The sequence below is a fragment of the Nocardioides sp. zg-1308 genome (assembly GCF_013155375.1).
GTDB classification, from domain to species: domain Bacteria; phylum Actinomycetota; class Actinomycetes; order Propionibacteriales; family Nocardioidaceae; genus Nocardioides; species Nocardioides renjunii.
On record NZ_JABJQY010000002.1, the window covers coordinates 340,598 to 363,852 of the forward strand.

Annotated in this window: 20 protein-coding genes; 12 read left to right on the plus strand and 8 right to left on the minus strand. The window is 73.9% G+C overall.

What is annotated here, in order from left to right; genetic code table 11:
• Window positions 1–26 precede the first annotated feature (26 nt).
• Window positions 27–647, plus strand: a complete 621-nt coding sequence (locus HN031_RS03375; RefSeq protein WP_172266333.1) for a DUF3000 domain-containing protein — start codon at window positions 27–29, stop codon at window positions 645–647.
• A gap of 3 nt (window positions 648–650) precedes the next feature.
• Window positions 651–2,033 (plus strand): HRDC domain-containing protein, encoded by a 1,383-nt coding sequence (locus tag HN031_RS03380; protein ID WP_172266336.1) that lies wholly within the window; start codon window positions 651–653, stop codon window positions 2,031–2,033.
• A 3-nt stretch (window positions 2,034–2,036) separates the two neighbouring features.
• Here the strand turns inward: HN031_RS03380 and HN031_RS03385 are convergent, their stop codons facing one another.
• The 5 genes from HN031_RS03385 to HN031_RS03405 all read right to left on the minus strand — a co-directional run bounded on the left by HN031_RS03385 (window position 2,037) and on the right by HN031_RS03405 (window position 9,027).
• Window positions 2,037–3,452, minus strand: a complete 1,416-nt coding sequence (locus tag HN031_RS03385) for an extracellular solute-binding protein (protein ID WP_172266339.1) — start codon at window positions 3,450–3,452, stop codon at window positions 2,037–2,039.
• 10 nt (window positions 3,453–3,462) lie between these two features.
• The gene (locus tag HN031_RS03390) at window positions 3,463–3,852 is read right to left on the minus strand and encodes a type II toxin-antitoxin system PemK/MazF family toxin (RefSeq protein ID WP_172266342.1); all 390 of its coding nucleotides are present in this window, start codon (window positions 3,850–3,852) and stop codon (window positions 3,463–3,465) included.
• 204 nt (window positions 3,853–4,056) lie between these two features.
• Complete coding sequence (locus HN031_RS03395; RefSeq protein ID WP_253943016.1) at window positions 4,057–4,653, minus strand: hypothetical protein; 597 nt, start codon at window positions 4,651–4,653, stop codon at window positions 4,057–4,059.
• A 20-nt stretch (window positions 4,654–4,673) separates the two neighbouring features.
• On the minus strand, window positions 4,674–8,567 hold the full coding sequence (gene hrpA, locus HN031_RS03400; RefSeq protein WP_172266345.1) for an ATP-dependent RNA helicase HrpA: 3,894 nt from the start codon (window positions 8,565–8,567) through the stop codon (window positions 4,674–4,676).
• 28 nt (window positions 8,568–8,595) lie between these two features.
• Window positions 8,596–9,027: a hypothetical protein gene (locus tag HN031_RS03405; RefSeq protein ID WP_172266348.1), complete on the minus strand. Its 432-nt coding sequence runs from the start codon at window positions 9,025–9,027 to the stop codon at window positions 8,596–8,598.
• Window positions 9,028–9,181: 154 nt separating this feature from the next.
• Here HN031_RS03405 and HN031_RS03410 point away from each other — a divergent pair, with 154 nt between their 5' ends.
• From HN031_RS03410 to HN031_RS03435, 6 genes are read left to right on the plus strand one after another with little or no spacing between them, the layout of a single operon-like run.
• Window positions 9,182–9,589, plus strand: coding sequence for a YciI family protein (locus HN031_RS03410; protein WP_172266351.1), 408 nt, complete (start codon window positions 9,182–9,184; stop codon window positions 9,587–9,589).
• Between the two features lie 22 nt (window positions 9,590–9,611).
• Entirely contained in the window at window positions 9,612–10,832 is a 1,221-nt protein-coding gene (locus tag HN031_RS03415) for an RNA polymerase sigma factor (protein ID WP_172266354.1), read from the plus strand.
• A 43-nt stretch (window positions 10,833–10,875) separates the two neighbouring features.
• A complete protein-coding gene (locus HN031_RS03420; RefSeq protein ID WP_172266357.1) occupies window positions 10,876–11,613 on the plus strand; it encodes a response regulator transcription factor in 738 nt (245 codons plus the stop codon).
• 14 nt (window positions 11,614–11,627) lie between these two features.
• The gene (locus tag HN031_RS03425) at window positions 11,628–13,070 is read left to right on the plus strand and encodes a cell wall metabolism sensor histidine kinase WalK (protein ID WP_172266360.1); all 1,443 of its coding nucleotides are present in this window, start codon (window positions 11,628–11,630) and stop codon (window positions 13,068–13,070) included.
• A 21-nt stretch (window positions 13,071–13,091) separates the two neighbouring features.
• Window positions 13,092–13,925, plus strand: coding sequence for an SDR family oxidoreductase (locus HN031_RS03430; RefSeq protein WP_172266363.1), 834 nt, complete (start codon window positions 13,092–13,094; stop codon window positions 13,923–13,925).
• Between the two features lie 43 nt (window positions 13,926–13,968).
• Entirely contained in the window at window positions 13,969–14,547 is a 579-nt protein-coding gene (locus HN031_RS03435; protein WP_172266366.1) for a DUF402 domain-containing protein, read from the plus strand.
• Here the strand turns inward: HN031_RS03435 and HN031_RS03440 are convergent.
• On the minus strand, window positions 14,525–15,934 hold the full coding sequence (locus HN031_RS03440; protein WP_322920111.1) for a threonine/serine exporter family protein: 1,410 nt from the start codon (window positions 15,932–15,934) through the stop codon (window positions 14,525–14,527). The genes HN031_RS03435 and HN031_RS03440 overlap by 23 nt on opposite strands.
• A gap of 79 nt (window positions 15,935–16,013) precedes the next feature.
• Here HN031_RS03440 and HN031_RS03445 point away from each other — a divergent pair, with 79 nt between their 5' ends.
• Both HN031_RS03445 and HN031_RS03450 read left to right on the plus strand, forming a co-directional pair.
• Window positions 16,014–17,147, plus strand: coding sequence for a glutamate--cysteine ligase (locus tag HN031_RS03445; protein ID WP_172266369.1), 1,134 nt, complete (start codon window positions 16,014–16,016; stop codon window positions 17,145–17,147).
• A 124-nt stretch (window positions 17,148–17,271) separates the two neighbouring features.
• Complete coding sequence (locus tag HN031_RS03450; RefSeq protein ID WP_172266372.1) at window positions 17,272–18,672, plus strand: wax ester/triacylglycerol synthase family O-acyltransferase; 1,401 nt, start codon at window positions 17,272–17,274, stop codon at window positions 18,670–18,672.
• 21 nt (window positions 18,673–18,693) lie between these two features.
• Here HN031_RS03450 and HN031_RS03455 read toward each other — a convergent pair whose 3' ends face one another.
• Complete coding sequence (locus tag HN031_RS03455) at window positions 18,694–19,908, minus strand: site-specific DNA-methyltransferase (RefSeq protein WP_367650638.1); 1,215 nt, start codon at window positions 19,906–19,908, stop codon at window positions 18,694–18,696.
• 136 nt (window positions 19,909–20,044) lie between these two features.
• On the opposite strand from HN031_RS03455, the gene HN031_RS03460 reads away from it, so the two are divergent.
• Entirely contained in the window at window positions 20,045–21,457 is a 1,413-nt protein-coding gene (locus HN031_RS03460) for a phosphodiester glycosidase family protein (RefSeq protein WP_172266375.1), read from the plus strand.
• Between the two features lie 6 nt (window positions 21,458–21,463).
• Here HN031_RS03460 and HN031_RS03465 read toward each other — a convergent pair whose 3' ends face one another.
• Entirely contained in the window at window positions 21,464–22,081 is a 618-nt protein-coding gene (locus HN031_RS03465; protein ID WP_172266379.1) for a hypothetical protein, read from the minus strand.
• A gap of 107 nt (window positions 22,082–22,188) precedes the next feature.
• Between HN031_RS03465 and HN031_RS03470 the strand changes: the two genes are divergently transcribed.
• The gene (locus HN031_RS03470; RefSeq protein ID WP_172266382.1) at window positions 22,189–23,223 is read left to right on the plus strand and encodes a GTP pyrophosphokinase family protein; all 1,035 of its coding nucleotides are present in this window, start codon (window positions 22,189–22,191) and stop codon (window positions 23,221–23,223) included.
• The last annotated feature ends 32 nt before the right edge of the window (window positions 23,224–23,255 follow it).

Genomic DNA, 23,255 nt, shown 5'->3' on the forward strand with positions numbered 1-23,255 from the left:
GCGGATGGCTGGCCTACTCTGGCCACATGGTGGCCCGTCACGAGACCCACCCCGGCAGCGCTGCCGCGGCTGGGCCCGCGGAGTTCCGCGCGGCTGTGGAGTCCATGCGTCGGGCCTCACTGCGCCCGGAGGTCCTCTGCGAGGAGATGCCGGCGCCCCAGCGCATCGCCCCGTGGTCGTCCGCGCTGAGCGGCGATGTGACGGTCGACGACGAGGACCTCGGCACCGGCCGGCTGATCCTGCTGCACGACCCGGCCGGCAACGACGCCTGGGACGGCACCTTCCGCTGCGTGGCCTACGCCCGCGCCGACCTCGACCCCGAGCTCGGCGCCGACCCGATGCTGGCCGCCGTCGGCTGGTCGTGGCTCACCGAGGCGCTCGAGGCGCACCGCGCCGACTTCCACGCCGCGTCGGGCACGGTCACCTGCGTGACCACCGAGAGCTTCGGCGGGATGGCCGACGAGCCCGGCACGGCCCAGGTCGAGATCCGCGCGTCGTGGACGCCGGGCGTCGACGAGGACGGCCGCCTCGACATGACGCCGCACGTCGAGGCGTGGGGCGAGCTGATGTGCACCGCCGTCGGGCTGCCGCCGGTGCCCGAGGGCGTCACGGCCATGCCGAGCCGGCGCGGACAGCGCGGCACCTGAGCGATGTCCGAGACCGCCGAGACGCCCGACCTGGAACCGGACCTGGAGCCCGACGTGCAGCCTGACGCCGAGCCCGACGTCGAGCCCGACGTCGAGTCCGACGCCGAGCCGGACGTCGAGTCCGTCGCAGCTCCCGAGCCCGAGGCTCCCCCGGCGCCGCTGCTCGAGCTCCGTGACGGCCTGCCCGAGATCGTCGAGACCGACGAGCGGCTGGCCGAGGCCTGCGCCGCCCTGGCGGCGGCGAGCGGTCCGGTCGCCATCGACGCCGAGCGCGCCTCCGGCTACCGCTACTCCAACCGCGCCTACCTCATCCAGCTGCGCCGCGAGGGCGCCGGCACCTGGCTCGTCGACCCGATCGCCGTGAGCACGCTCGCGCCGCTCCAGGAGGCGCTCGAGGGCGTCGAGTGGATCCTGCACGCGGCCACCCAGGACCTCCCGTGCCTCCGTGAGGTCGGCCTCACCCCCACCAGCCTCTTCGACACCGAGCTCGCGGGCCGCCTGCTGGGCTACCCGCGCGTCGGCCTGGCGACCCTCGTCGAGACGGTCCTCGGGCAGCGGATGCGCAAGGAGCACTCGGCCGCCGACTGGTCCACCCGCCCGCTGCCGAAGCCGTGGCTGGAGTACGCCGCGCTCGACGTGGAGGTGCTCGTCGAGCTGCGCGACCACATGGCCACCGAGCTCGAGAAGGCCGGCAAGGCCGAGTGGGCGCGCCAGGAGTTCGAGCACCTGCTGGACTTCGAGCCGGCCGTCCGCGTCGACGCGTGGCGGCGTACGTCCGGCGTGCACCGCCTCCGCGGACGCCGGGCCCTCGGCGCGGCGCGGGCCCTGTGGGAGGCGCGCGACCGGATCGCCGCCGAGCGCGACGTCACCCCCGGGCGGATCCTCCCCGACTCGGCCATCGTGGTGGCGGCCACCGTCATGCCGGCCGACCGCCGAGCCCTGCTGTCCACCTCGGGCTTCCACGGTCGCGGTGCCAGCCGCTACGCCTCCGCCTGGGTGGACGCGCTGGAGCAGGTCCGCGAGATGGGCGAGGACGAGCTGCCCACCCGGGCCCCGCGCGGCGACGGCCCCCCGCACCCGCGCACGTGGGCCGAGCGCGACGCGGTGGCCGACCGCCGCTTCAAGGCGGCGCGCGAGGCGATGCTCAACCTCGCCGAGGTGCACCACCTGCCCGTCGAGAACCTGCTCACCCCCGACTACCTCCGCCGGCTGATGTGGGCGCCCCCGGCGACCAGGGAGCCGGCCGCCCTCGCGGACGCCGTACGCACCCAGCTCGCGTCCTACGGCGCGCGGCCGTGGCAGGCCGGACTGGTCACCGGCGCCCTGGTGGGCGCGATCCTCGGCGCCGAGGCCGAGCCGGACCGGACCGAGCGGCCCGACGAGTAGGACCTACTCCGACGGCGTCTCGGTCGGCTCGTCCGTCGGCGACTCCGACTCCTCGGGGTCCTCGGTCTCCTCCGGCGACAGCACCGCCTGCGACGCGGTGTCGATCTCCTCGGTGACCTGGTCGAGGTCGAGCACGCCCGGCGCCGTCACCAGCCGCTCGAGCAGCGGCGTGACGGCGTCGACCAGCTCGTCACGCTGGTCGATGAACGGCGGCACGACCATGTAGCGGATGCCTTGGTTGAACACGTCGGACTGCGCGGGCTCCTCGCCGGGCGCCAGGAACGCGTCGGACGAGGCCACCTCGGTGTTGGCGGGCACGATGTAGCCCGTCGAGGCGACCGTGGCGATGGCGGCGTCGGAGACGGCGTAGGCGATGAAGTCCGCGGCGTCGCCGATGCTCTCGGAGTCGGCGGACAGGCACAGGCCGCTGATGTCGCCGACGGTCGCGCGGTCGTCGATGATCGGCATCGGGAGGACGTCGAACTCGAGGTCCTCGGCCTCGCGCAGCTCGGGCACGAGGTTGCGGAAGCCCGCGACCATCGCCAGCTCGCCGCGCTTGAAGAGCTGCACCGGCGTCGCACGCGCCAGCTGGGCGTTGGTCGGCGTCAGCGTCGGGTCGCGCAGGGTGAACAGGGTCTCGTTGAGCGCCTCGCGGGTGGAGTCGTCGGAGAAGGCCAGCGACGTGGGCTCGCGGTCGTCGTCGAAGACCTGGCCGCCGCCGGAGTAGATGAACGGCGCCAGCCCCTCGAGCGTCGGGTCGATCCACACCCCGCGCGGGTCGCCGCGCCGGGAGGCGAACCGCGCCGCGGCGTCGAACTCGGCGAGCGACCAGCGCTCGCGCACGCCCTCGGAGGTGAGCGTCGGGACGTCGAGGCCCCGGCGCTCCATCTTGTCGAAGTCGATGATGTCGGTGTTGTAGTAGATGACCATCGGGGAAACCGAGTAGGCCATGCACTGGAGCTCGTCGTCCATGGCGAAGGCGTCGACCGCGTCACGGGAGAACCGGTCGCCGAAGTCCACGCCGCGCTCGTCGAGGAGCAGGCTCACCGGCTGCAGCGCCTCGGCATCGACCAGCTGGTCGAGGTCGATGCGGGAGGTGAGGAACGCGTCCGGGGCGTTGCCGGCGAGCACGTCCTCGAGCGCGGACTCGTGGTCGGGCCAGGACTTCAGCGTGACCTGCCGCGTGGTCGAGCTGGCGTTGAAGGAGTCGACCACGCGCTGGTAGGCCGCCACCTCCTCCTCGGTGCCGTAGACGCCGAAGACGAGCTCGCGCGGCTCGCTGGAGCCGGACGTCGTCGGCGACGGAGACGGCTCGGGGGTGGGCTCCGCGTCGTCGGTGCAGGCAGCGGTGGACAGCGCGACGGCCATGGCGCAGGCGGCCAGGGCGCCACGGCGCAGGGACGGGCGGCGGTGGAGCACGGGTCGAACCCTAACGGGACAGTCCACGGCGGGCCTCGACGACGGCGTGGAAGACCACGGCGTCGAGCACCGCACCCTCGCGTCGTACGCCGTCGCGCCTCAGGGGGACGAGCCGGTCGAGCCGCACCTCGCTGGGCCGGCCCTGGGCGTCCCAGCCGCCGGAGCCGACGTCCATCCAGTGCCGGCCGTGGCGCGCCTCGTCCTCCGCGTCGCGGTCGTGGTCCTGGCTGCTGAGCATCAGCCCCACCCAGCCGTCGCCGTCGGTGCCCAGCACGAGGACCGGCCGGTCCTTGCCCTGGGCTGGGTCGTCCTCGTAGGGCACCCACGCCCACACGACCTCGCCCGGGTCGGGCTCGCCGTCGAGCTCGGGTGCGTAGCGGGCGATCGGGTCGTCGGGCACGCGGCGAGCCTAGGGCCTCGCCACCGGGACCGCGCCCCGACGGAGCGGGGCCGGAGCGGGGCCGGAGCGGGGCCGGAGCGGGGCCGGGAGGAATGAGCGAGTGCGCCGGACCGGGAGCGCCTCACGGCGCGTGGCCGCTCGTAGCGGCTTATTTCGGGACCCGGGGCTGCCACAGCCCGACGCACTCAGGACCATTGTAAAACCTCAGCCCAGCGTGTGCCTGATTTCGGCGTGACCGGACGACTCCAGCTGCTCGGAGAGCGTCAGCATCCGGGTGATCTCGTCGTGCGACGACTCCCCGAGGCTCGCGCGACCGGCCGCGACGATGCGGGCGAAGGCGGCCGCCCGGAACAGCGTCACCGCGAAGTCCCCGCGGGCGATCCCGCGGAGCACGTCGTCGACCATCCGCCGGAGCTCGTCGGGCCCGGGCGGGTCGGCGACGCCGGCGACCACGCGGGCCACGTCGACGCGGCGCTGGCCGGCCTCGTACTCCGTGGCGACCCGCTCGGGGTCGGCGTAGACCCACGAGCGCAGCAGGAACAGCCGCCACAGGCTGCCGGCCAGGGTGTCGGCGGGCGCGCCGGACCACACCTCGGCGAGCGTCTCGAGCCCCTCGCTCTCGGCGAGGTGCACGACGCGCTCGGCGAGGGCCGGGTCCTGCGACTCGCGGGCTCCGCGCACGAGCACGGTGGCGGCGAGGTCGCCGGCCTCGCGCAGCATGGCCGGGTCCGCGCCCCCGGCGAGGTCGGCGAAGAACGCGTCGCCGGGGGTCATCGGGCGGTGGTGGGGGCGCTCCGTCATGCCACCCAGCCTAGGAGCCGTCAGGCGGCGCGGCCCAGCACCTTGCGGATCCGCTGGTCGCTCACCTTCACCGAGGTGCCGAGGTGCTGCGCGAACAGCGAGACGCGGTACTCCTCGAGCAGCCACCTGGCCTCGCGCAGGTGCTGGGGCAGCGGCAGGCCCGCGGGCAGCGCGGCGACCGCGTGCAGCCAGGACTCCTGCAGGTCCGAGACCTGGTCCATCAGCTGGCGGTCACGGGCCACCTGCCCGTCGAGGCGCTCGCGCCGGTGGGTGACGGCACCGAGGTAGCGCGGGTAGTCGCGCAGCCGCCCGGCGCCGGCCTCGCCGACGAAGCCGTCGACCATCAGCCGGCCGACCTGGGCGCGCATGTCGGTCATGGCCGGGAGCGTCATCAGGTCGGCGCGACCGGAGATGGCCTTGTCAGTGGCGCGCCAGGCCTCCAGCACCCGCATCACGTCGTGCACCGCGGCAGGCAGCCCGCCGGCGACGGCCTCGCGGGCGGCCGCCACCAGGGCGTCGTACGCCGCCTCGTCCCGCACGGTGGGCCGGGCGTCGACCACGTCGCCGACGAGGCCCGCGCGCAGGTCCTCGAGCAGCGCACCCACCGACGGGTACGGCGAGCCGACCAGCGCGAGCTTGGCGCGCTGGTCCAGCCCGGCGGCGGCCAGCACGTCGTCGACCGGCGTGGGCGGTCCGAGCGCGAGCAGGACCAGCCGCCGTACGCCGAGCCGGTGGTGGGCGGCGGCCTCCTCGGGCGTGGCGAGGACCTGCAGGCCCACCGACGAGCCCTCGTCGACCAGGGCGGGGAACCCGCGCACCTCGTGGCCGGCGCGGCGCTGGACGAAGGACTCCTCGACGGTCCCGAAGGTCCACGACGTCCGCCCGCTCGTGGTGACGCCGGAGTCGGCCGCGACGTCGGCCATCGCCTGCTCGAACGTCGGGCGCAGCGGCTCCTTGAGCGCGTCGAGGTCCTTGCCGCGCGCGGCCTCGGTGCCCTCCTCGGTCACGACGCGGTAGGTCGGTCGGAGGTGCGCCGGCACCTTGGACCAGTCCCACGCGTCGCGGTCGATCACCAGGCTGCGGGTGCTGCGGGCGAACCGCTCGAGCGCGTCGAGCAGCGGCTCCGCACCCGGCGGCGTCGCGGCGAGGAATTCCCGCGCGGTGTTGGGCGCCGGCACCATCGCCACGCGCAGGTTCTTGGGCAGCGAGCGGATCAGCTCGGTGACCAGCTCCTCGCGGAGGCCGGGGACCAGCCAGGAGAAGTCGTCGGCCTCGACCCGGTTGAGGGTGGCGACGGGCACGTCGATGGTGATGCCGTCGTCCGCGGCGCCCGGCTCGAAGTGGTAGCTGATCGGGAAGGTCAGCCCTGCCTCGTCGCTGTCGTGCCACTCGGTGGGGAAGTCGTGGGCGCGCACCTGCCCGGCGGTGTCGTGGGTGAGCATCGCCGGGTCGAAGGTGAGCAGGTCGGGCTTCTTCTGGCGCGCCCGCTTCCACCACTGGTCGAAGTGCTGCCCGCTCACCACGTCCTCGCCGACGCGGGCGTCGTAGAACTCGAACAGGGTGTGCTCGTCGACGACGATGTCGCGACGCCGGGCGCGGTGCTCGAGCTCCTCGGCCTCCTCGAGGAGTCGCGCGTTCTCGGCCAGGAACCGGTGCCTCGAGTCCCACTCCCCCTGCACCAGGGCGTGGCGGATGAACAGCTCGCGGGCCAGCGGCGGGTCGACCTTGCCGTAGGACACCAGCCGGTCCGCGACCAGCGGCACGCCGTAGAGCGTCACCCGCTCGCGCGCCATCACCGACGCCCGCTTGCGGGACCAGTGCGGCTCGGAGTAGGTCCGCTTGACCAGGTGGGCGCCCAGCCGCTCGGCCCACTCGGGCTTGATGGCGGCGTTCTGCCGGGCCCAGAGCCGCGAGGTCTCGACGAGCTCGGCACTCATCACGAAGTCGGGATTGCGGCTCTTGAGCACGCTGCCGGGGAAGATCGCGAAGCGGGCGTTGCGCGCGCCGACGTACTCCCGCATCGGCCGGCGCTCGCCGGGCCGCGCCTTCTCGCGCTCCTCCAGCGCCCCCACGTGGCTGAGGAGCCCGGAGAGCAGGGCCTGGTGGATGCCGTCCTCGTCGTACGGTGCTCCGCCGGCCACGCCGTTCTCGGTGGTCGAGTGCGCGGTGAGGGACGAGCCGCGTGCATCGAGGCCCATCTCCTTCGCCACCTGGCGCAGCTGGGACTCGTAGTCCTGCCACTCGCGGATCCGCAGGTAGTTGAGGAACTCGCGCCTGCACATGCGGCGGAAGGCGCTGGAGGAGAGCTCGCGCTGCTGCTGCTTGACGTGGCGCCACAGGTTGAGCCAGGTGAGGAAGTCGCTCGACTCGTGCTTGAAGCGCGCGTGCAGCTGGTCGGCCTGCGCCCGCTGCTCCTCCGGGCGCTCGCGCGGGTCCTGGATGGACAGCGCGGCGGCGATGACCAGGACGTCGCGCAGGCAGCCGAGCCGCTCGGCCTCGAGGATCATCCGGCCCAGCCGGGGGTCGATGGGCAGCCGGGCCAGCCGCTTGCCGACGGCGGTCAGGCGTACGCCCGGCCGGGACGTCGTGGCCGGCGGTCGCCCGGACGACCGCTCCCCCTGACGCTGTCGCTCGGCCTCGGTCGTGAGGGCACCGAGCTCCTCGAGCAGGTCGGTGCCGGCCTTGATGTTGCGCCGGTCGGGGGGCTCCACGAACGGGAACCGGGCGATGTCGCCGAGCCGCAGCGAGGCCATCTGGAGGATGACGCTGGCGAGGTTGGTGCGCAGGATCTCGGGGTCGGTGAACTCCGGGCGGGCCTCGAAGTCCTCCTCGGAGTAGAGCCGGATGGCGATGCCCTCCGCGACGCGGCCGCACCGCCCGGAGCGCTGGTTGGCCGAGGCCTGGCTGATCGGCTCGATCGGCAGCCGTTGCACCTTGGTGCGCACGGAGTAGCGGCTGATCCGCGCGACGCCGGTGTCGACGACGTAGCGGATGCCGGGGACGGTCAGCGACGTCTCGGCGACGTTGGTGGCCAGCACGACGCGACGTACGACCGAGGAGTGGCTGGAGAAGACCTTGTGCTGGTCGGCCGCACTGAGCCGCGAGTAGAGCGGCACGATCTCGAGCCGGTCGCTCCCGAGGGCGTCGAACGCATCGGCGGTGTCGCGGATCTCGCGCTCGCCGGGCAGGAAGACCAGGACGTCACCCGGGCCCTCCGCTGAGAGCTCGCGCACGGCGTCGAGGATCGCCTCGGTCTGGTCGCGCTGGACGGCCTCGCCCTCCTCGTCGGACTCGGGCAGCTCGAGGAGCGGTCGGTAGCGGACCTCGACCGGGAACGTACGACCCGACACCTCGACGACCGGGGCGTCGAAGTGCGCGGCGAAGCGGTCGACGTCGATGGTGGCGCTGGTGATGACGACCTTGAGGTCCGGGCGGCGCGGCAGCAGCCGCTTGAGGTAGCCCAGGAGGAAGTCGATGTTGAGGCTCCGCTCATGGGCCTCGTCGATGATGATCGTGTCGTACTTGCGGAGGTCGCGGTCGCGCTGCAGCTCGGCGAGCAGGATGCCGTCGGTCATCAGCTTGACCCGGCTGGCGCGGCTGGTCCGGTCGGTGAAGCGCACCTGGTAGCCGACGACGTCGCCGAGCTCGGTGCCGAGCTCGTCGGCGATCCGCTCGGCCACCGACCGCGCCGCGATCCGGCGGGGCTGGGTGTGCCCGATCAGCTTGCCGCCGCCCGCCGCGCCGGCGCCGCGGCCCAGCTCCAGGCAGATCTTGGGCAGCTGGGTGGTCTTCCCCGAGCCGGTCTCGCCCGCGACGATCACGACCTGGTGGTCGCGGATCGCCGCGGCGATGTCGTCGCGCCGAGCGGAGACCGGGAGCTCGGGCGGATAGATGATCTTCACAACGGGCGCCATTCTCGCCCACGGCAGCAACCGGGTTTGCTCAGGAGGTCGAGCCCTCGTCCTCCGGGGGCGTGGTCGGGGGGAGCTGACCCGGTACGCCGCGCGGGCCGCCGGGCATGCCACCGCGGCCGGGACCCCGGTCGTCCGCCTCGCGCTGCTGCATCCAGCCGCCACGGTCCCGGCCGCCGTCGTCGCCGATGGCGTGCACGGCCGCGAAGCCGAGGCCGCCGACGATGATGCCCGCCAGCGCCGACGCGATGAGCGCGGCCAACCCGTAGGACCGGTCGCCGCCCTCGGTCCGACGCAGGCGGCCCAGCCGCTCGCGGAAGCCGCGGCGGGTCACCGGGTCGGTGGCGTGCGCCTCGGTCGCCGCCGGCGTGGGTGCGGGCGCGGCCGGGTCGGGGGGCGTGCGGAGGGGTGCCGCTCCCTCGGGGCGTACGGGCTGGGTCTCGTCGTTGCGGTCGTCGCTCATGGCACCGAGCCTCCCGCCGGTTGCTGTGCGGCACCTGTGCCGGGCCCGTGAGGAGCCTCCGGAGATCTCGCGGGCCATGTCGAGGACCCGCCGACGGCTCCGTCCCCGGGGTGGACGCGGCCACAATGGGCCGCGACGGACAAGGAGAACCGAGATGCCCCGATACCTGCTGCTCAAGCACTACCGCGGCGCCCCCGCCGCCGGTAACGACGTCCCGATGGACCAGTGGGCCCCCGAGGAGGTCGACGCGCACATGACGTTCATGGACGACTTCGCCAAGCACCTCGAGGAGAACGGCGAGTACGTCGACGGCCAGGCGCTCGCCCCCGAGGGCGCGTGGGTCCGGAGCGAGGGCCCCGGCAAGCCGCCGGTCACCGACGGTCCCTTCGCCGAGACCAAGGACCTCATCGCCGGCTGGTTCGTCATCGACGTCGACGGCTGGGACCGTGCCGTCGAGCTCGCCGGCGAGCTGTCCCTCGCGCCCGGCAAGGACGGCAAGCCGATCCACGAGTGGCTCGAGGTCCGGCCCTTCTACGGCTCACCCACGGCCACCGGCGACTGACCGCGCCGAGGACCCTCCCGCCATGGTTGCCTTCGACGAGGCGACGCTGCGGCCGCTCGTGCCCGCGGTGATCGGTGTCCTCGTCCGCCGCGGAGCCGACTTCGCGGCGGCTGAGGACGCCGTCCAGGAGGCCCTGGTCGAGGCGTGGCGCACCTTCGGGCGCGGGGACGACGGAGCCGGCGGGGACGGCGGGGACGACGGAGCCGGTGCCACGGCCGGGCCGCGGGACCTCAAGGGCTGGCTGGTCACGGTGGCGTGGCGGCGGTTCCTCGACGCCGTGCGCTCCGAGTCCGCTCGCCAGCGGCGTGAGGTCGTCGTGGACGGGCGTCCCGGACCGGGACCCACCGAGGACGCCGACGACACGCTGCACGTGTTCTTCCTCTGCGCCCACCCTGCCCTCACGCCGGCCTCGGCGGTCGCGCTCACGCTGCGGGCGGTCGCGGGGCTGACGACGCGGCAGGTCGCGGAGGCCTACCTGGTCCCCGAGGCCACGATGGCGCAGCGCATCAGCCGCGCGAAGCGGACGGTGTCGGGCGAGTCGTTCGACCGGCCCGGCGACCTCGCGACCGTGCGGCGCGTGCTCTACCTCGTCTTCAACGAGGGCTACTCCGGCGACGTGGACCTCGCCGCCGAGGCGATCCGGCTCACCCGGCAGCTCGTCGAGCTCGCCGGCCCGCACGGCGAGGACCCCGAGACCGACGGCCTGCTCGCGCTGATGCTGCTGCACCATGCCCGGCGCCCGGCACGCACCCGCGCCGACGGGACCCTCGTGCCGCTGGCCGAGCAGGACCGCGGCCTGTGGGACACCACCCTGGTCGAGGAGGGCGTGACGGTGCTGCAGTCGGCCCTGTCGCGGCAGCGGCGCGGCGAGTACCAGCTGCAGGCGGCCATCGCCGCCCTGCACGCGGACGCCCCGACCACGGCCGAGACCGACTGGGTGCAGGTCGTGCAGTGGTACGACGAGCTGCTCGCGCTGACCGGGAGCCCGGTCGTCCGGCTCAACCGGGCGGTGGCCGTCGGCGAGGCCGACGGGCCCCGCGCGGGCCTCGCCGCCCTGGCCGAGGTCGACCCGGACGTGCCGCGGCACCGCGCCGCGTCGGCGTACCTGCACGAGAGGGCCGGCGACCTCGCGACGGCCGCCCGGCTCTACGCCGAGGCCGCGGGGCTGGCGACGAACGTCCCCGAGCGCACGCACCTCACCCGGCAGGCCGCGCGGCTCAACCAGGCCTCCGCCGCGGACTAGGCGACAGGCGCCTCACAGCAACCGCACAGGAACGGGCGGCAGGATGCTGTCCGTGCAGCAGCTCACCCGACCCGACGGCTCGCCGGTGCGGGTGCTCGTCGTCGACGACGAGGTCAACATCGCCGAGCTGCTCGCGATGGCGCTGCGCTACGAGGGCTGGGACCTCGCGATGGCCCACACCGGCACCGACGCCGTCTCGACCGCGCGCGACTTCCGGCCCGACGCGGTGGTGCTCGACATCATGCTGCCCGACTTCGACGGCCTCGAGGTGCTGCGGCGGATGCGGGCCGACGGCAGCGACGTGCCCGTCCTGTTCCTCACCGCCAAGGACGCGGTCGAGGACCGCATCGCGGGCCTCACCGCCGGTGGCGACGACTACGTCACCAAGCCGTTCTCGCTGGAGGAGGTGGTCGCCCGGCTGCGCGGCCTCATCCGCCGGGGCGGCACCGCCGCGCAGGCCGAGGCCGGCAACCTGCTCGCCGTCGGCGACCTCACCCTTGACGAGGACAGCCACGAGGTGCACCGCGGCGGCGACGAGCTCGCCCTGACGGCGACCGAGTTCGAGCTGCTGCGGTTCCTCATGCGCAACCCCCGCCGGGTGCTGAGCAAGGCGCAGATCCTCGACCGGGTCTGGCAGTACGACTTCGGTGGCCAGGCCAACGTCGTGGAGCTCTACATCTCCTACCTCCGCAAGAAGGTCGACGCCGGCCGCGAGCCGATGATCCACACCATGCGAGGCGCGGGCTACGTCCTCAAGCCGGCCGCCCGGGCGGGCCCGTGAGGCTCTCCGCCACGATGCCCCGCACCCTCACCGCCCGGCTCGTCGCCGTGGCGGTGCTGCTGGTCGCGGTGACGGCGCTCCTCATCGGCACCGCCACCACGCTGGCGATGAAGCGCAACCTCGACGCCCAGCTCGACGCCCAGGCGACCGAGTCGCTCGTGCGGACGGTCAATGCACCGCGCGGTGGGCCGGGCGACGACGGCGGGCCGGACGGTGACGGCGACGGCTTCGACCCCTTCCGCGACATCCTGCGCCAGGACGAGGGCGCCCTGGTCGCCGTGGTGCCCGAGGAGGGCGAGCTCACCGGCGCCGTGCGGTCGGAGGGCGACGGGGAGAGCTACGGCGTCGCCGAGCCGCTGTCCGAGCGCCAGCTGGAGTCCCTCCACGACGACATGCCCTACGCCGAGTACGAGCCGGCCACCGTCCGCATCCCCGAGCTGGGCAGCTACCGCGTGGTGTGCCACGAGGGCGAGGGCGGCTGGGTGGTCGTCGGGCTGCCCACGGCGGACGTCTCGCGGACGATCTCCGACCTGGTCCGGTTCGAGCTGCTGGCCACCCTCCTGGGCGTCGCCGCCGCCGCCGTCGCCGGCACGGTCGTCGTACGCCGCCAGCTCGCGCCGCTGCGCGAGGTCTCGGCCACCGCCCACCGGGTCGCCGAGCTCCCGCTGGCCTCCGGGGAGATCGACATGGCCGACCGGGTGCCCGAGCGGCTCACCGACGAGCGGACCGAGATCGGCCAGGTCGGGGCCGCGCTCAACACGATGCTCGACCACGTCGAGGCGGCGCTGGGCCAGCGCCACCGCAGCGAGCAGCAGGTCCGGCAGTTCGTCGCCGACGCCTCGCACGAGCTGCGTACGCCGCTGGCGACGATCGCGGGCTACACCGAGCTGGCCCGCCGCCGGCCCGAGGCCACCGGCACCGCACTGGCCAAGGTCGAGACCGAGTCGGCGCGGATGACGGCCCTCGTCGAGGACCTGCTCCTCCTCGCCAGGCTCGACGCCGGCCGGCCCCTGGCCCGCGAGCCGGTCGACCTGTCCCGGCTGCTGCTCGAGGCGGTCGACGACGCGCGCGTGGTGGACCCGGAGCGCTCCTGGCGGCTGGTCCTGCCCGACGCGCCGCTCACGGTGGTGGGTGACGGGGCGCGGCTGCACCAGGTGGTGAGCAACCTGCTGACCAACGCCCGCAAGTACACCCCTCCCGGCAGCACGGTCACCGTGACCGGCACGGCCGCGGGCTTCACCGTCCACGACGACGGCCCGGGGTTCCCGCCGGACCTCGCGCCGCGCGCCTTCGAGCGGTTCGTCCGGGGCGACGCCGCACGCCACCGCGACGGCGGGGCCGGGCTCGGGCTGTCGTTGGTCGAGGCGATCGTCGCCTCGCACGGCGGCTCGGTCGCGCTGTCCAGCCGGCCAGGTGGCACGACCCTGACCGTCCGGCTCCCCTCCCCGGGCGGGTAACCCCGAGTTACAGTTGCCGGCATGAGCCTGACCACCCTCACCGACAAGGTCGTCGTCATCACCGGAGCCGGCTCCGGCATCGGCCGCGCGCTGGCCACGCAGGCCGCTCGCGGCGGCGCCCTGCTCGCGCTGTCCGACTGGAACGTCGACGGCCTCGGCGAGACGGTGCGGCTGGCCGAGCAGGCCGGCGCCACCAAGGTGCGCCACGACGCGGTCGACGTCTCCGACCGCGCCGCCGTGCAGGACTGGGCGGCCGGGGTGGTCGAGGAGTTCGGTCGGGTGAACCTGGTGGTCAACAACGCCGGCGTCACCCTCACCGGGGACTTCACCGACCTCGCCTACGAGGACCTCGACTGGATCCTCGGTGTGAACTTCCACGGCGTCGTCCACGGCTCCAAGGAGTTCCTGCCCCACCTCATCGCCAGCGGCAACGGCGCGCTGGTCAACATCTCCTCGCTCTTCGGGCTCGTCTCCGTGCCCGGCCAGTCGGCCTACAACGCCACCAAGTACGCCGTCCGCGGGCTCACCGAGGCGCTGCGCGAGGAGATGCTGGTGGCCGGCCACCCGGTCACCGTCACCTGCGTGCACCCCGGCGGCATCCGCACCGGGATCAGCCGCAACGGGCGCAAGGCCGCCGGCCTCGACGGCGCGTCCATCGACGACCTCTTCGACAAGAAGCTCGCCAAGATGACCCCCGACCGGGCGGCCGAGATCATCCTCGACGGCGCGCTGGCCGGGAAGGCGCGGGTCCTCGTCGGCCTCGACGCCCACCTCATCCACCACTTCGCCAAGCTCGCGGGCTCGCGCTACCAGGACGTGGTGGCCCGGGTGACCTCCCGCATGCCCCTGCGCTGAGCCCTCACCGGGCACTTCGTGCCCGGTCACCTAGGGTCGGGACGTGAGCAGCCACGCCCCCGGGACCCCGATCCGCTGCGAGATGACCAAGTGGGGCGACCGCCCGCACTGGCGGTTCGACGGGGTCCACCTCGGCTCGGACGAGCACGGCGAGTGGATCGGCTTCCCGCGGGGCACGCACAACCGGCGCCCGGGCCACGAGTTCCGCGCCGCGGTCGACGCGGTGACGCTTGTGCGGGCGGACGCCTGGTACCTCGCGACGTTCCAGGCGCCGGGCATCTGGTGCGACCTCTACGTCGACGTCACCACCCCGCCCGTCTGGGACGGCGACGTGCTCCGGGCCGTCGACCTCGACCTCGACGTCATCCGGCTCTCCGACCCGCTCCCCTCCGGGGTCGACGGCCAGCCCGTCTACGCCGGCCGCGCGCCGGGCGAGATCTTCGTCGACGACGAGGACGAGTTCGCCGAGCACCAGGTGTCGCTCGGCTATCCCTCCGACGTCGTCGCCGCGGCGCAGGCCAGCAGCGACGAGCTGGTCGCGGCGGTCAGCGCCGGCCTGCCCCCGTACGACGGCGCGCACCTGCGCTGGCTGGCCGAGCTCACTCGTCTGTCGATCGCCTGAGCGCCCGCCGCTCGGCGCGGGTCATGGCGCGGTAGGGCCCGACCAGGCGGGGCCCGGCGAGCCGGTTCTCCAGCCGACGCGCCTCGCGCTTGAGCGGCTGGGCGACGTACTCGCCCAGGATGACGCCGGAGGCCAGCGCGATCGCGACCGTGATCGCGGTCATCAGCGCGAAGATGCCCTGCGAGACGAAGTAGCCGCCGTCGGCCAGGAACGTCAGGCCGCGGTAGATCGAGAGTCCCGGCAGGAACGGCACGATCGCCGGCACGGCGACCACCAGCGGCGGCACCCGCACGCGGCCGGCGACGGCGTAGGCGACGAGTCCGATGAAGAAGGCGGCGGCGCCGGCCGCCGCCGCCCGCCCGAAGCCGCTCGCGGTGACCGCTTGCGAGACGAGGGCGGCCGCCGCGGTCGTCAGCCCGACGGGCAGCACCGCCCGGCGAGGGGCGTACGACGCGACGCTGAACGCGGCCGCCGACACGGCCGCCCCGCCGAGGACGGCCGGGAGGTCGGAGGCCCGGACCTTGCCGGGCACCAGCTGACCCAGCTCGAGGCCGAGTCCCTCGGCGACGGAGATGCCGAGCGCGACGCCCGCGATGATCCCCGCGGTGGCCATCATCGCCTCGATCAGCCGCGCGCTCGCGGTCAGGTAGAAGCCGGTGAGCGCGTCCTGCACTGCACCCATCAGCCCGATGCCGGCGAGCAGCAGGATGATGTTGGCCGTCACCACGACCGAGGGGTCGACCTCGACCGGGGAGGCGGCGACGGCGGCGGCGAGGAGGGTCGCGATGGCCCCGCCTGCCACCTGGAGGTAGAAGAACGGCAGCCGCCGACGGGCCATCACCAGCTGGACCCGGTCGATGAGGACGGCGGCCACCGCGGCGACGACGGCGACCACCGCGCCGCCGCCGAGGAACACGCCGACCGCCGCCGCCATCACGGCCCACGCGATGGTCACCGCCCAGCGCGGGAACGCGTGGCCGAGGGAGACGATCGTCGCCATCCGGGACCGGGCGAGGTAGAGGTCGGCGCGGTCGGTGAGGATGTCGCGGACGAGGTGGTCGACCGCGGTCAGGTCCTCGTAGTCGATGTCGCGCTGCGTCACGTGGCGGATCATCAGCGTCGGTACGTCGTCGGGCGAGCGCTGGTGGCTCATCGACAGCGAGATGAAGGTGACGTCGATGTCGGCCGTGCGCAGGCCGAAGTGGTCGGCCACGGACCGCATGGTGGCCGTCACGTCGGCGGCACCGGCGCCCGAGGACAGCAGCATCTCGCCGATCCGCAGGCACAGGTCCATCGTCAGGTTGATCTCGCGGGCCCGCTCCGCGGCGGCGCGCGCCTCCTCCTGCTGGCTGCCCCCCTCGTGGGAGGGCCCGTCGTCGTCACGCACCGGGCCATGGTGGCACCGGCGGGTGTCGGGCCGTCGGAGGGGTGAGCCTCGCCGCGGCGAGGCTCCCTAGAGTGGAGGCATGCGCATCGACTTCCACGCGTCGGCGCGGCCGACGCTCGGGGTGGAGTGGGAGCTCGCGCTCGTCGACCGGGTCAGCCGCGACCTCGTGAGCGTCGCCTCCGACCTGCACGAGCTGGCCGGCGGCCGGCTCGACGAGCCCGAACGCCTGCACAAGGAGCTGCTGCGCAACACCATCGAGGTGGTGACCGGCATCTGCGACACCGTCGGGGAGGCCGTGACCGACCTGCGCGACACGCTGTCCGTGGTCGCACCGGCCGCCGGCGAGCTCGGCGTCGACCTGCTCGGCGCCGGCTCGCACCCGTTCGCCGACTGGTCCCACCAGCAGCTCACCGAGGGCCACCGCTACGCCGAGCTCATCAACCGCACCCAGTGGTGGGGCCGCCAGATGCTCATCTGGGGAGTCCACGTGCACGTCGGCATGCCCGAGCGTGACCGCGTGATGCCGGTCCTGGCGTCGATGCTGACGACGTACCCCCACCTCCTCGCCCTGTCGGCGAGCTCGCCGATCTGGGCCGGCCAGGACACCGGCTACGCCTCCAACCGGGCGCTGATGTTCCAGCAGCTGCCGACGGCGGGACTGCCGTTCGCGTTCGACACGTGGGCCGAGTTCGAGAAGTGCATCTCCGACCAGACCACCACCGGCATCATCGACTCGATGTCCGACGTCCGGTGGGACCTGCGGCCGGCCCCGCACCTGGGCACCCTCGAGCACCGCGTCTGCGACGGGATGTCGGACCTGCGCGAGCTGGCCGCCCTGACCGCGCTCGTGCACTGCCTCGTCGTCGACCTCGACACCCGGCTCGCCGCCGGCGAGGAGCTGCCGACGATGCCGCCGTGGCAGGTCCAGGAGAACAAGTGGCGCGCCGCGCGCTACGGCCTCGAGGCGATCGTCATCGTCGACGACCGCAACCGCGAGCGGCTCGTCACCGAGGACCTCGACGACCTGCTCGAGCGGCTGACCCCGGTCGCCAAGCGGCTGGGCTGCGAGGACGAGCTGCGCAGCGTCGCGGACATCCCGACCCGCGGGGCGTCCTACCAGCGCCAGCGCGCGGTCGCGCACGAGTCCGGCGGCGACCTGGTCGCGGTCGTCGACGCCCTGGTTGACGAGCTGGCCCACTCGCTCACCGACTGAGCCGCCTCCCCCGGCCGCCTTCAGCACAACGACGTACGGTCGGGGCGCGCCCTTGTGGCGCCCGTCACGGGGCGAGAGGATGCGCGGGCGCCCCACCTCGGGGTGAGGGGCAGAGGAGGACCGAGTGCTCGATCCGATCGACCCGACGGGGACCGGCTTCCTGCTCGCCGAGAACCGCAACATGCCGATGCACGTCGGCGGCCTCCAGCTCTTCGAGAAGCCGGCGGGCGCCGGGCGCGGCTACGCCCGCGAGATGTACGAGCAGATGCGCGCCGTCGAGCAGGTGTCGCCCCTCTTCCTCAAGCACCCGCACCGCTCCGTCCGCACGGCCGGGCAGCTGGTCTGGCAGCCCGACGAGCAGTTCGACATCGAGCACCACGTCCGCCACAGCGCCCTGCCCAAGCCCGGCCGCGTCCGTGAGCTGCTGGAGCTGTGCTCGCGCCTGCACAGCTCGCGGCTGGCCTGGGAGCGCCCGCTGTGGGAGGCCACCGTGATCGAGGGCCTGCGCGACGGAAGGGTCGCGCTCTACACCAAGACCCACCACGCCCTCGTCGACGGCGTTTCGGCGATGCGGCTGCTGGCCAGCGTGCTCTCGACCGACCCCGACGAGCGGGACATGCCCGCCCCCTGGGCGCAGCGCCCGCGCCCGCCGCGCGAACGGCCGGCCACCGCCGGCGCCTCGCTGTCGGACGTCTCGGCCGCCACCGTGCGTACGGCGCTCGCGCTCGCGACCGAGGCCGCCGGGATGCCCGGCGCGCTGGTGCGCACGCTCAACCGGGGTGTGCGCAACGAGACCTCCGCGCTGTCGCTCTACGCCCCGCGCACGATCCTCAACCAGAGCATCACCGGCTCGCGCCGGTTCGCCGCCCAGGACTGGCCGATCGAGCGGCTGCGCGCCGTCGGCCGGGCGAGCGGCACCACGATCAACGACGTCGTGCTGGCGATGGTCAGCGGCGCGATGCGGACCTACCTCGCCGAGCTCGACGCGCTGCCGGACACCACGTTGGTGTCGATGGTCCCGGTCGGGCTCAACGCCAAGCAGTCCCAGCTCGCCTCCACCGACGGCGGCAACGCGGTCGGCTCCGTGATGGTGCAGCTCGGCACCCACCTCGGCGACCCGGCCGACCGCCTCGCCGCGATCCACCGGTCGATGAAGGACGGCAAGGAGGCGCTGTCGGCGATGACCCCGGCGCAGATCCTGGCGATGAGCGCGCTCGGCCAGGCGCCCGCCATCCTCGGCCCGGTGCTGCGGCTGCAGGGCATCGTCCGACCGCCCTACAACCTCATCGTCAGCAACGTCCCCGGCCCGCGCACCACCCACTACTGGAACGGTGCCCGGCTGACCGGGATGTATCCGCTGTCCATCCCGATCAACGGGATGGCGCTCAACATCACCTGCACCTCCTACGACGGCAAGATGTGCTTCGGGCTCACCGGCTGCCGGCGCACGGTCCCGCACCTGCAGGTGCTGCTGCAGTACCTCGACGACGAGCTCGTCGCGCTCGAGCGGGCGGCGGGGGTGTAGGTGCGGAGGAAGCACCCGCCGCTACCCGACCACCGGGGCGATCTCCAGCCCCCCGCCCACCTGCTCCGCGACCGCCGCCAGCCGAGCGACGGTGATGTCGGCGACGGTCGCCAGCCCGGCGAGCTGGGCGTTGGAGCCCGGTCGGGTCGGCTCAGCGGAGTTGATGCTGATGCAGCGGCGGGTGCCGCCGTCGGCGCGGTTGGCCAGCGCCACCGCGTGCCCGGTGGTGCCGCTCCCCGCGAACGGGTCGAGGACCACGACGTCGTCCGGCAGGGTCGCGAGGATCCGGCGGACGAGACCGGTCGGCTTGGGCGACTCGAAGACGTGGCCGACCAGGGCCTTGAGCTCGGCGACGGCGGTGTCGGTGGAGCCGATCTCCTCGGAGAGCCAGATGGTGCGCAGCTTCTTGCGGCGGCCGCCCTCGCGCTCGAGCCAGTCGCGCTGGAAGATGTCGACCCGCTCGCCGGCCCGGCCGCGGATCACCCGGCACTCGAGGTCGTCGGGCCGCTCGTCGACCCGGGGTCGCGACCAGCGCCACACGGCCGGCCGGCCGTCGCCGAAGACCGGGGTCAGCGGCTGGCTGCCCGGGAACTCGGCGGTCGCCACGCGGCCGCTCACCGGGTCACCATGCAGCGCGAAGTGGAGGGTGGGCGCGGTGAGCGGGTTGAACTTCTTGTTGGTGTTGCGCAACGGCAGGTAGCGGAACCGCCGGCCGTCGTCCGTGCGGAGCGGGAAGTCCGCCTCGTCCACCGACTCGGTCGTGCTGGCGTCCACCGCACAGGCCGGCAGGTGCCGGGCGTACGCCAGGACGTACTCGTGGCTGGTCGCGAACCCGCGGCCGAGCTGGCGGCCCTTCGGGTTGAGGCTGACCACGACCTGCGCCAGGAAGTTGGCCTCCCCGAACACCTCGTCCATCAGCAGCCGGAGGTGGGCCACCTCATTGTCGTCGATGCTGACGAACACGGCCCCGTGCTGGGCGAGGACCTCGCGGACGGCGAGGAGGCGCGGGCGCATCATGGCGGTCCACGCGGCGTGCCGGCCGGCGTACGGGTCGGCGTGCGAGCCGTCGCGGAAGCGGTCGGCGTAGGCGAAGTCGTTGCCGGTGTTGTAGGGCGGATCGGTGTAGACGACGTCGACGGACCCGGGCTCGAGCCGCGGCAGCACGTCGAGGTTGTCCCCGGCGTGGAAGGTGTTCCACGGGAGCGCCGGCACGGGAGGCACGGGCTCGACGGGCACGAGGCGCAGCCTAGGCGTTCGGGACCGCTGCCAGCGGTGACCCGGCCGCGACCGGCGTACGCCGCCCGACCGCCCGCCGCGGACCGCTCGTCCCAATTTTCCCACCAGTCCCACGTCGTCCTTTACTCTGGATCGCGTGTCACTCTTCGCGCGCCGCCCCGTGCCCTCCGCCCCCGCCCGCACCCGTGTCCTGACGATCGCCACCGCCGGCGTCCTCGTCGCCGGTCTCGGCGTGGGCCTCGGCACCCCGTCGGTCGCCGACGACGGCCGCAGCGGCTCCGCCTCCGGCCGCGACGGCCTGTCCGGCGCGGCCAGCGGCTACCGCGGCCGCAACCAGACCTCGGACGGCAGGCCGGGCCTGGTCGTCGGCCCGGAGGTCAGCCGGCGTGGCCGCACGCCGGTGATCGCCAACGAGGCGACGTACGAGATCGCGCCCGGCGTGACGCTGCGCGAGTGGGACCAGATCGACGGTCGCCAGCCGATCGGCCAGGTGCGGATGAACCTCGTCACCGTCAACCTCGACGCCGCCAACATCAGCTTCGGCGCGCTCACCCCCAGCTTCGTCACCAGCCGCCGCACCGTGAGCCAGCTGGGCCGGTGGAGCTCCGCGCTGACGGCGGTCAACGGCGACTTCTTCGACATCGGCCAGACCGACGCGCCGCTCGGCGTTACGGTCGAGGACGGCGGCGTCCTCACCGGCTCGCGCGAGGGGTGGATCCCCGGGGTCAACTCCAGCCTGTGGTTCGACGCGTCGGGCCCCCACGTGAGCCCGCTGAGCGTGCAGTACTCCATCCGCCAGGCGCGCGACTGGGTCGTCAGCGGCTTCAACCACCCGCGGGTGCCGCAGGGCCAGATCGGCGTGTTCACCCACGCCTTCAACCGCACCAAGGGCTACACCGTCACCGACGGCAAGAAGTACGTCCGCGAGGTCGTGCTGCGCAAGAACCGCGTGGTGTCGAACCGCTCCACGCTCTCCCTCGGCCAGAAGATCCGCAAGAAGGACCGCGTGCTGATCGGCGTCGGCCGGGGCGCCAAGCAGCTCAAGACGCTCAAGCCCCGCCAGCGCGTGACGCTCGCGCAGCGCATCGAGGGCGGCCGCCCGACCGCCGCCATCAGCGGTGACCGGCCGCTGCTGGTCAACGGCGTGCGCACCGTCATCAACAACACGATCGCCCACCCGCGCACCGCGGTCGGCATCGACGCCGACGGACGTCGCCTGCACGTCCTGGTCGTCGACGGTCGCTCCGCCGCGAGCCGCGGCTACACGATGGTCGAGCTCGCCGACTTCATGACCGCCCTCGGCGCCGAGAACGCCATCAACCTCGACGGCGGCGGCTCCTCCGCGATGTACACCCGCAACGGCACCGGGGCGATGGCGGTCGTCAACGAGCCGTCCGACGGCAGCGAGCGCCGGGTGCCCAACGGCTTCGGCGTGTTCTACAACGCGCCCCTGCCGCCCGTCGTGCCGATCCTGCCGACCCCGACGCCGACCCCGACGCCGACGCCGACCCCGACCGTCACCCCGACGGTCCCGCCGCCGCCGGGCTGACCCGCGTCAGGCGTCGGGCGCCGCGAACACCACGACGTACGTCACCGGCGCCAGGCACTGGACGGTCGCCTTGGGCAGCTGCGGGACGACCTCGAAGCCGGCCTCGCCCGCCTCGATCGTCACGCCCGTGGGCGCCTCGCACCCGACCGCGACGACCGCGCCGTAGGGCGTCGCGTCCGGCGTCTGCTGCGCGAGGTCGCGCACCGTGGCGGCCACGGTGTCGGGGAGCCCCGCCCCGAGCCCGGTGACGAAGTCCGCCACCGCTTGGTCGCCGTCCAGCGCGAACGCCATCGTCGACGTGGCGCCCCCGCCCTCCGTGGCGCTCACGAGCGAGGCCTCGGTCACCCCCGCCGAGCCGGTGGCGGGGATCGTGGCCGCGGCCCCGCCGCCCGCGTCGGTCGGGGTGCTCTCGGTCGGCTCGTCGGTCGGGGACTCCGTCTGTGCGGGAGTCTCCGTGGCTGTCTCCGAGGGCGTCGGGGAGCTCGACAACCCGGCCGGGTCGGTGGCCGTGTCGTCCCCCTCGGACCCGCAGGCGGTGAGCCCGGCGGCCAGGGCCAGGCCGGCGAGCAGGGCGGCGGTCCGGCCGCTCGAGCGGTGGGACGAGGGCGACGTCAGGGTGGTCATGGTGCTTGGACGATAACCAACCCCGGACCGCTCCCCCGCCAGGCGCGACGCGGCTCCGGCCGGTGGCGACGTCGACGGCGTAGCCGTCCCACTGGCAGGCTGGCGCCATGACCAGCGGTATCCAGACCGAGCCGGTGCGCGAGGCCGTGCGCGCGTACGCCGCCCGCCAGCCGCAGCTGACGGCGGCCACGGCCGGCTACGTGACCCTGATCCGCACCCTGCTCGACGACGCGGGGATCGACTACCTGAGCGTCACCGGCCGGACCAAGAGCGTCGCGTCGTTCTCGGCCAAGGCCAACCGCACCGAGGCGGGGGTGCCGCTCTACCCCGAGCCGCTCGAGCAGATCACCGACCAGATCGGCGTGCGCGTCATCACCTACGTCCACAACGACGTGGCCGCGGTGGCCGAGCTGCTGGCCGACCAGCTCACCATCCTCGACGACCGCGACCTGGGTGAGGAGACGGCGCGGTCCGGTCGCTTCGGCTACGCCAGCCGCCACCTGCTCGTCCGGGTCGACGGCGACCACGACGCGGAGGACGCGGGGGACGACGCTGGCGACGAGGCGGACGACCTCGCCCTGGCCGGCGAGCGCGCGAGCGTCCAGGTGCGGACCGTGCTGCAGCACGCGTGGGCGGAGTTCGAGCACGACATCCGCTACAAGGGCAACGTGCCGGAGGACGCCGCCGCCGACCTCGACCGCCGCTTCACGCTGGCCGCGGGGCTCATCGAGCTCGCCGACCGCGAGTTCGCCACGATCCGCGAGCGCATCCAGGCGGCGGCGCCCGGCAGCACGACCGAGCCCGAGGCCGACCACATCGTCGGCCAGGACCTCGCCACCTTCCTCGCCGGCCACTACAGCGACGCGGGCTGGTCGCACACCGACCACTACGACTGGATCGCCGGGCTGCTCACCGAGCTCGGCATCGACACCGTCGACGACCTCGCCGACCTCCTGACGTCCGTGGACGCCGACGCGGTCATCCGGCGGATGGGTTACCGCTACCCCGCCGGCGCCGTACGCCGCCTCGACGACGCCCTGCTGGCGATCTTCGGCGAGCAGTACGTCACCCTCGCGGGCAACAGCCACCGCGTCCCGCTGCTGCGCGCGCGGCTGGAGAAGCTCAGCACTCCTGAGACCTGAGTGCCTGCTGGGGCGTCGCCCCTAGGGTGAAG